The sequence below is a fragment of the Butyrivibrio sp. FCS006 genome (genome assembly GCF_000424525.1).
In the GTDB taxonomy this organism is placed as follows: domain Bacteria; phylum Bacillota; class Clostridia; order Lachnospirales; family Lachnospiraceae; genus Butyrivibrio.
On record NZ_KE384204.1, the window covers coordinates 594,126 to 608,345 of the forward strand.

A 14,220-nucleotide genomic window follows, 5' to 3' on the forward strand; every position below is an offset into this window, starting at 1 on the left:
AGAAAATACAGATTTGACATAAAATTATGCATTGAGTATATTAGAAATAGAAAAAGTAATAAACGTGGAGGAATGTCAATGTTTACTAATCCTTTTTCACCAATATTTGGAGGAAAGCCCGGAGTCTTTTTTGGAAGAGAAGAGATTTTAAAGCTTTTTGATCATGCGATGATAGACTTGGGAAGTGAAGATCGCGCTATGTTTATTACAGGAACGAGAGGAAGCGGTAAGACAGCTCTTTTAGAGCAGTTTTCTATCAGAGCTGCTGCAAAAAAAAGGACTGTAATAGATCTTGGACCTGAAAACACAATATCACAGCTTGTTTATGCGCTTTCGGGATATGATGAAATGACCAAAACAGTAAATCCCCAAGCTAATGTGAGTGTGTTGGGAATAGGCGGTGGCATTAGTGCAGGAGCAGTATCCAAGACTGAGCATGTTGGAAAGGAAAGGTTACAGGAACTTCTTCTCAAGGCTTGTGCTAACTCCAAGAATGGAATTTTGGTTACAGTTGATGAGGTTCAAAAAGTACCGATAGAGGATGTTTCATCTTTGTGCAATGCCTTTCAAATGGCTTCTCGAAAGGGAAATGATATTATTCTGGCTGTAGCAGGATTGCCATATGCATATTCTGAGATAATAAGACATGAAGGTTGTACTTATTTGAGACGTGCGACTCATTCGGAGCTTGGGCTATTCACATGGGATGAAACAACTGACGCTCTAAAAAAAGCTTTTTCAAAAATAAAGGGGCTGGTAATTGATGATAGTATAATAGCGAATTTTAATAGTGCAAGCTTTGGACATCCGTATTTGATGCAACTTCTCGGATATCATCTTATATTGCGGATAAATGAACTTAATGCAGAAAAGAAGCATGTTGTTACAGAAGATGAAGCTTCGGTAGCTATAACAAATTCTGTATTTGCATATGAACAAAGATCGTTGAAGCCATTATTGGATGAATTACCAAATAGTGAGAAAAAATATCTTAGAATAATGTCAGACTGTCTAAATGAAGATCGACTGGCTGCAACTGCTGATATTGCGCATGGCTTTGGAACAACCCAGAGTAAACTGAGCAAAACCAGAGCTTACCTTATTGACAATGGAATCATAGCAGCTCCTGAGCAGGGAAAGGTCATGTTTTGCATTCCTTATCTTGCTGCTTATGTAAAAAAAGATCTACATATATCTGATGCAGTAGAGATTGCTCGGCAAAGAAGAGTGTGATGCATGATGCCGGAGGAAATTGACTTCTGGAAATCCACGAAAATGAGAAAAATACGTTGGACAAAAATAGGTTTAAAGCCAGTAAATACACATAAATAGAGGTTTTTTGCTAAGATGATAAGAATTCTATTCGTCTGCCACGGCACCACGAAGGTGTAATATTTATAACCCGTAATAGCTTGGAAAGCCGCGGAACTACTATGTTTATGTATTGGAGTAGCCACACAGGATGATTACGATAATTTTTGATACTTTATGATTCTTAAGAGCGATTTTTTGTGTGATATCGTTTAAAATAATAGTGAATGAATATTTGGAGGAATCATAATGAAGTGTCCATCTTGTGGGAAGGTTATAGTAGGGGACAGTATGTTCTGCTCATATTGCGGAAGGCCTATTAAGGATGACTATAAAACCCGACAGCAGATTCTTCGGAACAAAAACGAAGAACAAAAGCAGAGAAGGCAAGAAGCTGCTGATGCTATGTGGTCAGAAGTTGAGCATCGCAATAATGTGCGTAAACCACTGCAACCTAAAATAAGCTATAACAAGGGAGCTAAGAAAAAAAGTGTGACAGCTGCTGGGAACAAGAGTGAAATAATGAGCGAAGTAGTCACCTGCCCTAAATGCCATACTAAGTACAACATGTTCCTAAAAAAGAAGACATATCTTTCGTTTAATACTACGTGCCCTATATGTAACAAGAAGTGGAAAAAACGCTATTGGGGTAGGATATTCATCACCATCTTATTTGCTATCATCCTCTATTTAGGAGTTTTTTTCTATGTTGCAAATATAATCTAATCATTATGAGTATGGGCCATGATCAGTCTGTGGTCAGTTGGTAAGCCAATATAGATAAAGACAAGGAGGATATGCCGAGGAAAAGGTATAAAAAAGCTTAAAAATGTAGAAAATACGGGAGTTTTTGAAATGATAAGAATACTTTTCGTCTGCCATGGCATAGTACTAACAAAATGTAGCAAAGCCGTGTGGTGAGAACATTCTATTAAGAGATTATAATGTTTACCCTCGATTTACCCTTTTTGTTTTTTAGAAAGTGCTTTGATTATCTAATATTTTGAATTGCAACTTGTCGTTAGGGTAATCGGGTAAACAACAATAATAAAAATGTCGGTTGACTGTATAGTTGATCGACATTTTTTATTGACAACACGCATCGCGTATGCGTATACTGATAATACGCAATGAGTATAAAGGCATTGAATGAACGGGGTGACTTGCATGGATAGCAGAGATTATTTGATAGAATTAAGAAACAGTACTGGAATGTCGAGAAAAGAGTTTTGTGCGTATTTTGAAATTCCGTATCGTACACTGCAGGATTGGGAATTGGGAAATAGGAAAATGCCAGATTATCATTTGAGATTGATGGCGTATAAAATCGAAATGGAAAAACTGGTGGGAAGTAAAAATGTAGAGAAAAATGTAGAGAAAAATGGGGACAACGACGATGACAGATAAAGTACAATTATTTGAAAATCAACCTATTAGAACCGCATGGGTAGAAGATGAAGAGGAGTGGTATTTCTCAATTGTTGATGTGGCGGGTGTTTTAACTGAAAGTAAGGATCCGACTACATATTGGAGGAAACTAAAGCAAAGACTGAAAGAAGAAGGAAATGAAACCGTGACAAATTGTCACGCTTTGAAAATGACTGCTAAAGATGGGAGAAAGCGATTTACTGATGTAGCAAATACTGAACAACTTCTAAGAATTATCCAGTCAATTCCTTCCAAGAAGGCTGAACCATTTAAGATGTGGCTTGCACAGGTTGGCCGTGAAAGGATAGAGGAGACGATAGACCCTGAGCTTACGATAGATCGCGCTTTGGAAACATATGCAAGACTTGGATATGACGCAGACTGGATTAATCAAAGACTTCAGACAATTCGTGCAAGAAAAGAGCTAACGGATCAGTGGAAAGGTCATGGTGTTAAGCAGGGAAAAGAGTTTGCTATCTTGACAGATGAAGTTACCAGAGCCTGGTCAGGCATGTCAACAAGGCAGTATAAGAATCTTAAGGAACTCAAAAAAGAAAACCTAAGAGATAACATGAGTACTCTTGAGCTTGCATTAAATATGTTGGCAGAAGCAACTACTACTGAGCTAACTAAAGTACATAATCCACAGGGACTTGATGAAAACAAAACAATAGCAAAAAGAGGCGGACAGATTGCTGGAGATGCCAGAAAGAATATTGAGGCAGAAACCGGTAAGCCCGTCATCACAAGTCTAAATGCGATGCAACTTAATGATGCTGTTGTTGGGCTTATAGAGAACATTATAGATATCGAGTATGAAAATGATAATGAAAATGGAGAATGATGTACTTTTGCTTTGGGATAATTCATGATATGGTTATATAAGCGAGGTAAATCGTCGCAAACTGCATGAGGATGTAAGGCAGATGTTAAGCTGTCCGGTCCGGCGTTCTTGTTAGAAGGACATTCCAGATATGGGATGTCTTTTCGTTATAATAAAAAAGAAGGACTCATTGGTCCTTCTTCCGGTCGCAGGCATCGCAAGTTTCTGCAACCTGATCACTGTTATTATATGCGCACTGATAATTGTTGTAAATATAAAGCCAAATGATAACGCTGATTTTTCCGTTGTCTGCCAACTTGCCGCCCGACTTGTGCGACTGAAACTGCAGTTTTTTCTGTTGCCTGCCAACTTGCTACCCGACATGTGTAGCTAAACTATCAGATTTTTGAGGTGTCAGCGCACCTAGAGCTTTGCTCCTAGCTATACATTAACAAATACAATGGCTAAGTCAAGCTTTTTTATTCAAAATGCGCACAAACAGTGAGGGTAAGCTTTGGGAATTTACCCTGTTTTTTACCCTTTTTGCCGACTAATTTACACCAAGATATGCCATCTTATGCGGTGTAAGCCACAAAATAACAAAAACACAAAATGCGGGAAACCGCAGAAATAGAGGGCTTTAGAGCAATGATAAGAATTCTATTCGTCTGCCACGGCAACATTTGCCGTTCAACAATGGCAGAGTTCGTGATGAAAGACATAGTGAATAAGCAAGGCCTGTCAGATGCCTTCAGCATCGAGTCCTCAGCGACACATACCGATGAGATCTGGAACGGAGTGGGAAGCCCTGTGTATCCGCCGGCGAGGGCTAAGCTCAGAGAGCACGGGATCGGTACGTCCGATAACGAACTGGGAGTCAGTGCAAAGCGCGCGAGGCTCACATCCAGAACGGACTACGACAAGTTTGACTATATTATAGGTATGGACTCGGCCAATATGAGGAACCTAAACAGCCTCTTTGGCGGAGACCCGGACCACAAGCTCTACAAGATGCTCGACTTTACTGATAGAGACGGAGATGTGGCAGATCCCTGGTATACAGGCAACTTCGACGCTACATGGCGTGATGTTTCCGAAGGATGCCACGGCCTTTTCAGGCAGATACTTACAGATCCTGATATGGCAAAAGAGCTATCGGACTACGACGCTGATATCGATGAATCCGCAGATTCCGAATACAGAAACTCCGGTATCAACTACGACGACTTTCCCAGAGGATAAATCCCGGTCAACGTAGTAATCTATACTACATTGCACTACTTCGATGAATTGTGATATGCTACTGTCTATGTTTGGAAACGAAAACTTCCATGCATGTGGCGGTAGCTTATTTTATGCATGTATATAGGAAACGATTTCATCGGGAGGAGATAAAAATGGCAGTAAGGATAATAACGGATTCGGCAAGCGATATATCGCAGGAGAGGGCTGCACAGTGGGAAATTACCGTAATGCCCTTAAAGGTCAGGTTTGGGGATGAGGAATTCCTTGACGGAGTAACGCTTTCATGCGCAGACTTCTACAAAAAGCTTATAGAAACAGACGAAGTACCAAAGACCAGTCAGATAACACCATACGATTATTCACAGGAATATCAGAAGGCTGAGGATGCGGGGGATGAGCTTATCTGCTTTACACTATCATCCGGCGTTTCGGGTTCATACCAGAGCGCATGTATGGCAGCTGATGATTTCTCTGAAAACATCTATGTTGTAGATACCAAGCAGTTCTGCATATCTGAGTACATCATAGTTCAGAGAGCAGTGGAACTCAGGGACAAAGGTCTTTCAGCAAAAGAGATAGTAGAGACCATTACGGAAGAGATGAAGCGTGCGCATGTCATCGCTGTCTTTGACACACTTGAATATCTTAAGCTCGGCGGAAGACTCTCCTCGGCAGCAGCCTTTGCCGGAAATCTGCTAATGATAAAGCCGGTAATTACAATAGAAGACGGAGAGGTCAGAGTAATCGGTAAGGCCAGAGGTTCAAGAAACAGCCACAACATGCTGATTGAGTTCGTAAATAAGACCGGAGGCATCGACATGGACATGCCCGTATGCCTTGGCTATACAGGCTTTAGCGATGAGATGTTAAAAAAATACGTTGAAGATTCAAAATGCCTTTACGAAGGCCACGAAGAAAAGCTCCAGTACGCTACTGTAGGAGCTACAATCGGAACTTATGCCGGACCCGGAGCAATTGCACTTGCCTACTTCGAAAAACCGTAAACTGTGGTAAAATAGATACAGCGTTTCAATTCGACTTTTTGTTGGAGGAGGTTATTCATGTTAAGAGATAACAAGATTTGGGTTGCCAACACCGAAAACGGGGAGAATGTATTTCTTTTACCCAAGATGGCCAATCGTCACGGCCTTATTGCTGGTGCAACCGGAACAGGTAAAACCATCACTTTAAAGGTCCTTGCTGAGTCCTTCAGCGACATGGGAGTTCCTGTATTTCTTGCAGATGTAAAGGGCGATCTCTCAGGTATGGTAGAAGAGGGCAGAGACTCTGAAGATATGCAGAAGCGTATCCAGAAGTTCGGCCTTGCAGAAGCAGGATTTGAGTACAAGAAATATCCTGCAACCTTCTGGGATGTATTCGGAGAGCAGGGAATTCCGCTTCGTACAACTGTTTCAGAGATGGGACCACTTCTTCTTGCCAGAATTTTAGGTCTTAACGATCTTCAGAGAGATATTCTCACAATTGCATTTAAGATTGCGGATGACAACGAGCTGCTCCTTGTTGATACCAAGGATTTAAAGGCTCTTCTTAATTATGTTTCCGAGAACAGAAATGATTTTGCTGCAGATTACGGCAATATCAGCCCTGTATCTGTTGCAGCCATCGTAAGATCAATCGTATCTCTGGAAATGGCAGGAGCAGATAAGTTCTTCTTTGAGCCTGCTCTTGATATTCATGACTGGTTTGCAACAGGTCCTGATGGAAGAGGAATGATCAACATTCTTGATTCCACAAGCCTTATCAACAACGGAACACTTTATGCAACCTTCCTCCTTTGGATGATGTCAGAGCTTTTTGAGACACTTCCCGAGGTGGGAGATCTTGATAAGCCCAAGATGGTATTTTTCTTTGATGAAGCACATCTTCTTTTCAAGGATTCACCCAAGATGCTCATGGATAAGATCGAGCAGGTTGTTAAGCTCATCAGATCTAAGGGCGTAGGTATCTACTTTGTAACTCAGAACCCAAGAGATATTCCTGACGGCGTTCTTGCACAGCTCGGTAACAAGATTCAGCATGCGCTTCATGCATACACTCCTTCAGATATGAAGGCTGTCAAGGCAGCAGCTGACTCTTTCCGCGAGAATCCTGCATTTAAGACAGCTGATGTTATCCAGGAGCTTGGAACCGGAGAAGCAGTTATTTCCTTATTAGATGAGACAGGAACACCTTCAGTTTGCGAGAAGGTCAAGATCCTTCCTCCTCAGTCACTTATGGGTGGAATCGACTCCTCCACAAGAAACCGTGAGATCAATGGAAGTAAGCTCTATGACAAGTACTTCGAGCCCCATGATCCTGACTCAGCTTTCGAATTCCTTGAGAGAAAGGGAATTGCTGATGCTAAGGCTAGGGAAGAGCTCGCAGCAGCAGAGGCAGAGCGCAAGGCAAAAGAGAAGGAAGAAGCCGCTGCAGCTAAGGCAGCCGAGAAGGAAAAGGCAGCAGCTGACAGAAAGAAGAAACAGACAGCCAAGACCATCGGAAATTCAGTGGTTGGTACTGTCGGCCGTGAAGTAGGAAAGACAGTGGGCGGAACCTTTGGTAAGTTCGGTAAGACCCTTGGCGGAAACCTTGGTGCAAGCCTTGGAAGAGGACTCTTTGCAACACTGTTCAAGTCATGATAAACAAGTCATATTATTAAATTTTTAAAAAATCTGTAATAATTCAAAATTAAAAAATCGCTTATTTAGTGGATGGCAAAAGGCTAAACCACTAGATAAGCGATTTTTTATTCCCCACTTTTCCCCCACTCCAAAAAGGCAGATAAAACCTGAGAAAAAGCTATTGTTAAATGAGATTTTTTTGTTTATAATGGTTTCAGGTGGTAAAAAGTGTCAAAAAGTGGTAAATAGTGGTACAAAAGTGTGAGAACTGCGTTTAAGGGAGAATACAGCCATTCCATAGATGCTAAGGGAAGGCTCATAGTTCCGGCAAAGTTCCGTGAGCTTCTCGGTGATCAGTTTGTGGTAACCAAGGGGTTTGACGGCTGTCTTTTCGTGTTTGCGCAGGATGGATGGGACCAGTTTGAAGAAAAACTTCAGGCCCTTCCGATGGATAAGCCCGAAGCCAGAATGCTGGGACGTTTCTTTATCTCAGGTGCCATTGACGCAGAAGTTGACAAGCAGGGAAGAATTCTTTTACCAACCAATCTCTTACAGCATGCCAAGATCGAGAAAGAAGCAGTGATTGCCGGCGTGGGCAACAGAGCTGAGATCTGGAGTAAGGCAGAGTGGGAGAAGGCAAGTACCTTTGAAGATATCAATGGAATCGCTGCTAAGATGAGCGAGTACGGATTGAGTATTTAAGCCTATGGAATTCAAGCATTATTCAGTGCTCCTTAAGGAGTGCCTTGATAATCTGAATATAAAGCCTGATGGGATATATCTCGACGGAACCCTTGGGGGAGCCGGACACTCTTTTCATATAGCAGAAAGACTGACAGAGGGCGGACATCTCTACGGGACCGATCAGGATGAAGATGCCATCGCAGCTGCAACAAAGAGGCTTGAGCCCTTTAATGACAGAGTTACGATCATCAGGGACAACTATGAGAATGCAGTGACAAGGCTTAGAGCTCTCGGGGTTACCGGTGTTGACGGAATCCTGTTGGATCTGGGAGTATCGTCATTTCAGCTGGATAACGCAGAGAGAGGATTTACTTATAAAGAAGATGTTCCGCTGGACATGAGAATGGACCAGAGACAGGCACTTACAGCCAGAGACATTGTCAATGACTATTCGGAGACGGAGATCTTCCATATTATCAGAGATTTCGGCGAGGACAAGTTCGCCAAGAATATAGCGAAACATATCTGCATAGAAAGACAGAAGGCGCCCATTGAGACAACAGGGCAGCTCAACGACATTATAAAAGCTGCAATTCCGGCCAAGATGAGAGAAAAGGGAGGACATCCTTCCAAGAGAACCTATCAGGCGATAAGGATTGCACTTAACAGAGAGCTGGATGTGCTTCAGAACTCTCTGGATGGATTCATAGATTTTCTGAATCCGGGAGGAAGGCTGTGTGTGATTACGTTCCATTCATTGGAAGACCGCATAACCAAGAACAATTTTAAAACCAACGAAAACCCATGCACATGTCCACCGGACTTCCCGGTATGTGTGTGTGGCAAGAAATCAAAAGGAAAGGTTATCACCAGAAAACCGATCCTGCCGAGCGAAGAAGAGCTTTCAGAGAACAAAAGATCTCAGAGTGCTAAGCTCAGAGTATTTGAAAAGACTATGTAAAAAGGAGGTGTGAACATGGCAAGAAGTGAATACATACGCGGAACTACCGTCAGAAAGCCAAACAGAGTTCATGACAGAGAGCCTTACCATGTTCATGAGAACACAAGGCGTCCTAAGAGACATAACATGAGCCTTGGTTACCTTCTGTTTTTGTCACTGGCAATGGTGCTTATGCTTGGAACTTTGGCATGGTACATTTCACTCCAGTCACAGGTTAAGAACAGCGTTAAAAACATCGCTACACTGGAGAGTCAGTTAAATAATTTGAAACAGGACAATGATGAGGCGTATAATAGAGCCAATGGCAACGTGGACCTTGAAGAAGTAAAGCGTATTGCTATCCAGGAATATGGCATGACTTACGCCGGTGAAGGCCAGGTCGTTACTTATTCCGATGGCGGTGGAAATGATTATGTCAGACAGCTGGCTCCTATCCCTGAAGTGGGTAAGAACTAGAAGGTAGCCGCCATGAGTTAGTTGGAAGGAAATGAAATGGTTTAATGAAACGCAGAAGAACGGGGAATGCTCAGAAATTCACAATAGGAATGAAGAAAAAGCTGGTAGTACTGTTTGTCTTAGTACTACTGGCTTTCGTTGGGTTAGGGGTCAGACTTATCTTTATCACCAAGAATAACGGTGAGGAGTATGAGAGACAGGTCCTTTCCCAGCAGCAATATGATTCGACAACACTGCCCTTCAGAAGAGGAGAGATCCTGGATGCCAACGGAACGGTGCTGGCTTACAGCGAGAAGGTTTACAACGTAATTCTTGATGCCAAGCTCCTTCTGAGGGACCAGAAGTTTGTAGACCCAACAGTCAATGCTTTGGTAAAAGAGTTCAAGCTGAATTCGGGAGAAATCAGATCATATCTGTCTGAGCATCCTACATCACAGTATTATATATTGGCTAAAAAGCTTTCCTACGATGAAATAAAGAACTTCCAGGATATGATAACCCCCGGAATGGATAGCTATGATGCCGATATTCAGGGCGTGTGGTTTGAACCAAGTTATATAAGAAAGTACCCCAACGGGTCATTGGCCTGCGATGTTATCGGATTTACATCCAGTGACAACAACGGTATGTACGGCCTTGAGGAGTATTACAACAACACTCTTTCAGGAACAACCGGAAGAGAGTACGGATATCTGGATGAAGACTCCAACCTTGAGAGGACCACAATTCCGGCGACAGACGGAGATAGCATTGTTACCACAATCGACGGTAGCCTTCAGAATATAGTAGAGAAACATTTAAAAGAGTTCAACGACCAGTATGCCAACAATTTCAGGCAGGGAAACGGTGCCAACAACGTGGGATGCATCATGATGGATATTCACACGGGCGACATACTTGCAATGGCCAGCTACCCGAGTTTTGACCTTAATAACCCCAGGGATCCGGCCAATCTGATAGGAATGCCGGCTGTTGATGAAAAGGGCAATAAGCTAAAGGGAGAGTCGGTATTTGACTCAGGTGTATACATTACAGAAGAGATGCTCTCAGAGTTCAGTGATGAGCAGCTCTATCAGAACTACAACGCACTTTGGAAGAATTTCTGCATTTCAGATACTTACGAGCCGGGATCGGTTGCCAAGCCCTTCACTGTTGCAACCGGAATTGAGAGCGGATCGATCACGGGTAATGAAGTATATAACTGCAAAGGTTTTTTAAATGTAGGTGGATGGGATATCAAGTGCCATAACACCTACGGTGATGGAGAGGTTTCTGTAGAAAGGGGCGTAGAGATCTCCTGTAACGTAGCCATGATGTACATTGCACAGGCTACAGGAATCAGTACCTTTACCAAGTTCCAGAAGGACTTCGGCTTTGGCCTTAAGACCAATGTTGATCTGGCAGGAGAGGCAAGAACAGAAGGACTTACCTATACTGCAGCCAACATGACACCTACCGATCTTGCAACCAACTCCTTCGGACAGGGCTTTAACGTTGATATGATCGAGATGATCACAAGCTTCTCATCACTGATCAACGGCGGATACTACTACGAACCTCATATTGTTAAAAGAATTGTATCCAGCAGCGGAGCTACGATCAAGAATATTGAGCCGAGAGTTTTAAGACAGACAATATCACAGAGCACTTCTGATAAAATAGTAGAGTATTGTAATCAGGTAGTAGCAGGAGCAGAAGGAACAGGTAAGACAGCCAGACCTGCAGGCTACATGATAGGCGGTAAGACGGGAACTGCTCAGACCCTTCCCCGTGGTAACAGACAGTACGTCGTATCCTTTATGGGATATGCACCTGCAAGTGATCCGGACATTGCGATCTATGTAGTTGTAGACAGATGTAATGTCCAGTATCAGGACGATGCGAAGTTTGCCACAAGAATAGTAAGAGCGGTACTTACCGAGGCGCTTCCCTATCTCAATTACCCTATGACTGAAGAACTTTCCGAAAAAGAGCAGGCTGAGCTTGCAGAGCTTCGCGAGCAGATGGTCACAACCGCAACTGCCGAGGGTGAGGAAACTACAGAAGAGGGCGAAGGGGAAGCAACTGAGGAGGAGACACAAACGGAGGAGGAAACTACCGAGTCAGAGGAGACCGGATCAATCTGGGAGTCATTTGACGTGGATAGTACAACGGGGTATTATATTGACCCGAACACAGGTAATCTTATCGATCCTGAAAGTGGACATGCTTTCGGCGGAGATGATCTTCCTGATTTCGGAGATGAGAGCATTTTTGAACCCGTTACCGAAGGTGATGGTAACTAAAGCAATTTTACGGAGATGTTGTTATGAATAGTTATGTTTTAAGGACCCTTCTTCCTGTTGTGATTTCTTTCTTTATAGCAGTACTGATCGGCCCAAAGATTATTGAATTATTAAGAAGGTTAAAGGCCGGACAGACAGAGAGAGTAGAAGGTCTTGAATCACACCAGAAAAAGACCGGAACCCCTACAATGGGCGGAATAATCTTCCTTATTCCGGTTGTCATCATAGGAATCTTTTACGGAAGAACCCACAAAGAGGTTATTCCGGTGCTGATCCTTACAATTGGCTTTGGTATCATAGGATTTCTTGATGACTATATAAAGGTTGTGAGAAAGCATAATCTGGGACTTAGAGCATGGCAGAAGATTCTCGGACAGTTTGTTGTTACAGTTCTTTTTTCACTGTATGTACAGAACTTCACAGATATTTCCCTTGCCATGAAGGTTCCTTTTACAAGCATCGTACTTGATTTCGGATTTTGGAACATCCCGATATTGTTCTTTATCGCGCTGGGAACAGCCAACGGAACAAACTTTACAGACGGAGTTGACGGACTTTGCGCATCAGTCACAGCGGTTGTTGCAGCATTCTTTGCAGTTGCCGGAATGCACTACGGCGCTACGGGAGCAGAAGTAATGTCCAGCGCCATGGTCGGAGCACTCCTTGGATATCTTGTATACAACGTATATCCCGGCAAGGTAATGATGGGAGATACAGGTTCTCTGGCAATCGGTGGCTTTGTGACAGGCGTAGCGTACGTTATGCAGATGCCCATCTTCATTGCTATCGCAGGATTTATATATGCTCTTGAAGTAATCTCAGTAATCATGCAGGTTTCTTACTTCAAGATCACACATGGTAAAAGAATCTTCAGAATGGCCCCGATCCATCACCACTTTGAGAAGGGTGGCTGGTCCGAGACCAAGGTCGTTAACGTATTTACAACAATAACTATTTTGCTTTGCCTGCTCTCTTATGCAGGTCTGTAACAAGATTTATACATTTTAAGAGGTTTTTGGTATGAAGGCAGATTTAGAAGGTAAAAGAGTTCTCGTAATAGGTTCAGGTTTATCAGGCGTTGGTTCTGTTAACCTCCTCCACAAGGTAGGAGCGATCCCTGTTATCCTTGAGGAAAACACCAAGGTTACACAGGATGACATAAAGGCTAAGCTCCACGATGGTGACAAGAATACAGAGATCATCATCGGAGAGATTTCGGACGAGGTGCTTGATACGATAGCACTGACAGTTCCAAGCCCTGCAGTTCCGCTTGATGCGCCGACAGTAATGCGCATTAAGGCCAAGAATATACCGATCTGGAGTGAGATTGAGCTTGCTTACAATTTCTCCAAGGGAACCATGGTAGCCATAACCGGAACAAACGGAAAGACAACTACCACGACTCTTGTGGGCGAGATCATGAAGGCTCACTATAATTCTGTCTATGTAGTAGGTAATATCGGAGTGTCTTTTGCAGAAAGCGCTCTCGAGATGAAGGACGACACAGTGATTGTGGGAGAGATAAGCTCATTCCAGCTTGAGGCTGTGGACAACTTCCATGCGAAAGTTTCAGCAATCCTGAACATCACACCCGATCACCTCAACAGACATCACACCATGGAATGCTATGCTTCCATGAAGGAAAACATAACAAACAACGAGACTAAGGACGACACCTGCGTTCTTAACTATGATAACGAGTATACAAGAGATTTTGCAGACAGATGCCCGGCTAAGGTGGTTTTCTTTTCAACAAAAGAGAAACTTGCGGACGGATTCTATCTCGATAACGATGAGATCATGATGGCCACAGCAGGAACTTCAATGTCTATCATGAATATTCACGATATGAACCTGGTTGGACTGTGCAATGTAGAGAACGTAATGGCTGCCATTGCAATGTCACTTGCCATGGGTGTTCCGCTTTCAACAATTCTCAGTGTTATCAGGGACTTCAAGGCTGTTGAACACAGAATAGAGTTCGTTGCCACAAAGAGAGGTGTTGACTATTACAACGACTCAAAGGGAACCAATCCCGATGCTGCAATTCAGGGAATCAGAGCTATGTCACGTCCAACGATCCTCATCGGAGGCGGTTATGACAAGGGCAGCGAATATGATGAATGGATTGAGAACTTTGGAGATACGGTCAAACTCCTGGTGCTCATCGGTCAGACTAAGGATAAAATAGCTGAGTGCGCTAAAAAGCACGGCTTTACAAATTATGTGTTTAAAGACACCTTCGAGGAGGCGCTTACATTCTGTACTGAGAGCGCACAGCCCGGAGATGCGGTACTTCTTTCACCTGCCTGTGCGAGCTGGGATATGTTCCCGAATTACGAGACCAGGGGAAAGAAATTTAAAGAGTATGTAAATAAGATTTCTGAGTAAGGGGTTGCTTAAGTT

Annotated in this window: 13 protein-coding genes; all 13 read left to right on the forward strand. The window is 43.1% G+C overall.

Annotated features, from left to right (window positions below; genetic code table 11):
- The first annotated feature begins 78 nt into the window (after positions 1–78).
- The 13 genes from G633_RS0113945 (at position 79) to murD (ending at position 14,205) form a co-directional block, all read left to right on the forward strand.
- Positions 79–1,233: an ATP-binding protein gene (locus G633_RS0113945; RefSeq protein WP_022768943.1), complete on the forward strand. Its 1,155-nt coding sequence runs from the start codon at positions 79–81 to the stop codon at positions 1,231–1,233.
- Positions 1,234–1,560: 327 nt separating this feature from the next.
- Positions 1,561–2,037: a zinc-ribbon domain-containing protein gene (locus G633_RS0113950; RefSeq protein WP_026520301.1), complete on the forward strand. Its 477-nt coding sequence runs from the start codon at positions 1,561–1,563 to the stop codon at positions 2,035–2,037.
- 441 nt (positions 2,038–2,478) lie between these two features.
- Positions 2,479–2,718 carry a helix-turn-helix domain-containing protein gene (locus G633_RS0113955; protein ID WP_026520302.1) on the forward strand — a complete coding sequence of 80 codons (240 nt, stop codon included), beginning with the start codon at positions 2,479–2,481 and terminating at the stop codon, positions 2,716–2,718.
- On the forward strand, positions 2,708–3,583 hold the full coding sequence (locus G633_RS0113960) for a BRO family protein (protein ID WP_026520303.1): 876 nt from the start codon (positions 2,708–2,710) through the stop codon (positions 3,581–3,583). Before G633_RS0113955 ends, G633_RS0113960 begins: the two co-directional genes overlap by 11 nt.
- 627 nt (positions 3,584–4,210) lie before the next feature.
- Positions 4,211–4,804 carry a low molecular weight protein-tyrosine-phosphatase gene (locus G633_RS0113970; protein ID WP_026520305.1) on the forward strand — a complete coding sequence of 198 codons (594 nt, stop codon included), beginning with the start codon at positions 4,211–4,213 and terminating at the stop codon, positions 4,802–4,804.
- A gap of 155 nt (positions 4,805–4,959) precedes the next feature.
- The gene (locus G633_RS0113975; protein ID WP_026520306.1) at positions 4,960–5,811 is read left to right on the forward strand and encodes a DegV family protein; all 852 of its coding nucleotides are present in this window, start codon (positions 4,960–4,962) and stop codon (positions 5,809–5,811) included.
- 57 nt (positions 5,812–5,868) lie between these two features.
- Positions 5,869–7,446, forward strand: coding sequence for a helicase HerA-like domain-containing protein (locus G633_RS0113980; RefSeq protein WP_026520307.1), 1,578 nt, complete (start codon positions 5,869–5,871; stop codon positions 7,444–7,446).
- A 243-nt stretch (positions 7,447–7,689) separates the two neighbouring features.
- Positions 7,690–8,130 (forward strand): division/cell wall cluster transcriptional repressor MraZ, encoded by a 441-nt coding sequence (mraZ, locus tag G633_RS0113985; RefSeq protein WP_022768956.1) that lies wholly within the window; start codon positions 7,690–7,692, stop codon positions 8,128–8,130.
- A gap of 4 nt (positions 8,131–8,134) precedes the next feature.
- Positions 8,135–9,073, forward strand: coding sequence for a 16S rRNA (cytosine(1402)-N(4))-methyltransferase RsmH (gene rsmH / locus G633_RS0113990; protein WP_026520308.1), 939 nt, complete (start codon positions 8,135–8,137; stop codon positions 9,071–9,073).
- Between the two features lie 15 nt (positions 9,074–9,088).
- Complete coding sequence (locus G633_RS0113995) at positions 9,089–9,529, forward strand: cell division protein FtsL (RefSeq protein ID WP_022768959.1); 441 nt, start codon at positions 9,089–9,091, stop codon at positions 9,527–9,529.
- Positions 9,530–9,573: 44 nt separating this feature from the next.
- A complete protein-coding gene (locus G633_RS18575) occupies positions 9,574–11,814 on the forward strand; it encodes a penicillin-binding transpeptidase domain-containing protein (protein WP_035771437.1) in 2,241 nt (746 codons plus the stop codon).
- 23 nt (positions 11,815–11,837) lie between these two features.
- On the forward strand, positions 11,838–12,803 hold the full coding sequence (gene mraY / locus G633_RS0114005) for a phospho-N-acetylmuramoyl-pentapeptide-transferase (RefSeq protein WP_026520310.1): 966 nt from the start codon (positions 11,838–11,840) through the stop codon (positions 12,801–12,803).
- Between the two features lie 31 nt (positions 12,804–12,834).
- Entirely contained in the window at positions 12,835–14,205 is a 1,371-nt protein-coding gene (gene murD, locus G633_RS0114010; protein ID WP_026520311.1) for a UDP-N-acetylmuramoyl-L-alanine--D-glutamate ligase, read from the forward strand.
- Positions 14,206–14,220: the final 15 nt, after the last annotated feature.

Coding starts and splice junctions, on each gene's coding strand:
- G633_RS0113945 (WP_022768943.1), top strand. CDS start 79: ATGTTTACTAATCCTTTTTCACCAATATTTGGAGGAAAGCCCGGAGTC.
- G633_RS0113950 (WP_026520301.1), top strand. CDS start 1,561: ATGAAGTGTCCATCTTGTGGGAAGGTTATAGTAGGGGACAGTATGTTC.
- G633_RS0113955 (WP_026520302.1), top strand. CDS start 2,479: ATGGATAGCAGAGATTATTTGATAGAATTAAGAAACAGTACTGGAATG.
- G633_RS0113960 (WP_026520303.1), top strand. CDS start 2,708: ATGACAGATAAAGTACAATTATTTGAAAATCAACCTATTAGAACCGCA.
- G633_RS0113970 (WP_026520305.1), top strand. CDS start 4,211: ATGATAAGAATTCTATTCGTCTGCCACGGCAACATTTGCCGTTCAACA.
- G633_RS0113975 (WP_026520306.1), top strand. CDS start 4,960: ATGGCAGTAAGGATAATAACGGATTCGGCAAGCGATATATCGCAGGAG.
- G633_RS0113980 (WP_026520307.1), top strand. CDS start 5,869: ATGTTAAGAGATAACAAGATTTGGGTTGCCAACACCGAAAACGGGGAG.
- rsmH (WP_026520308.1), top strand. CDS start 8,135: ATGGAATTCAAGCATTATTCAGTGCTCCTTAAGGAGTGCCTTGATAAT.
- G633_RS0113995 (WP_022768959.1), top strand. CDS start 9,089: ATGGCAAGAAGTGAATACATACGCGGAACTACCGTCAGAAAGCCAAAC.
- G633_RS18575 (WP_035771437.1), top strand. CDS start 9,574: ATGAAACGCAGAAGAACGGGGAATGCTCAGAAATTCACAATAGGAATG.
- mraY (WP_026520310.1), top strand. CDS start 11,838: ATGAATAGTTATGTTTTAAGGACCCTTCTTCCTGTTGTGATTTCTTTC.
- murD (WP_026520311.1), top strand. CDS start 12,835: ATGAAGGCAGATTTAGAAGGTAAAAGAGTTCTCGTAATAGGTTCAGGT.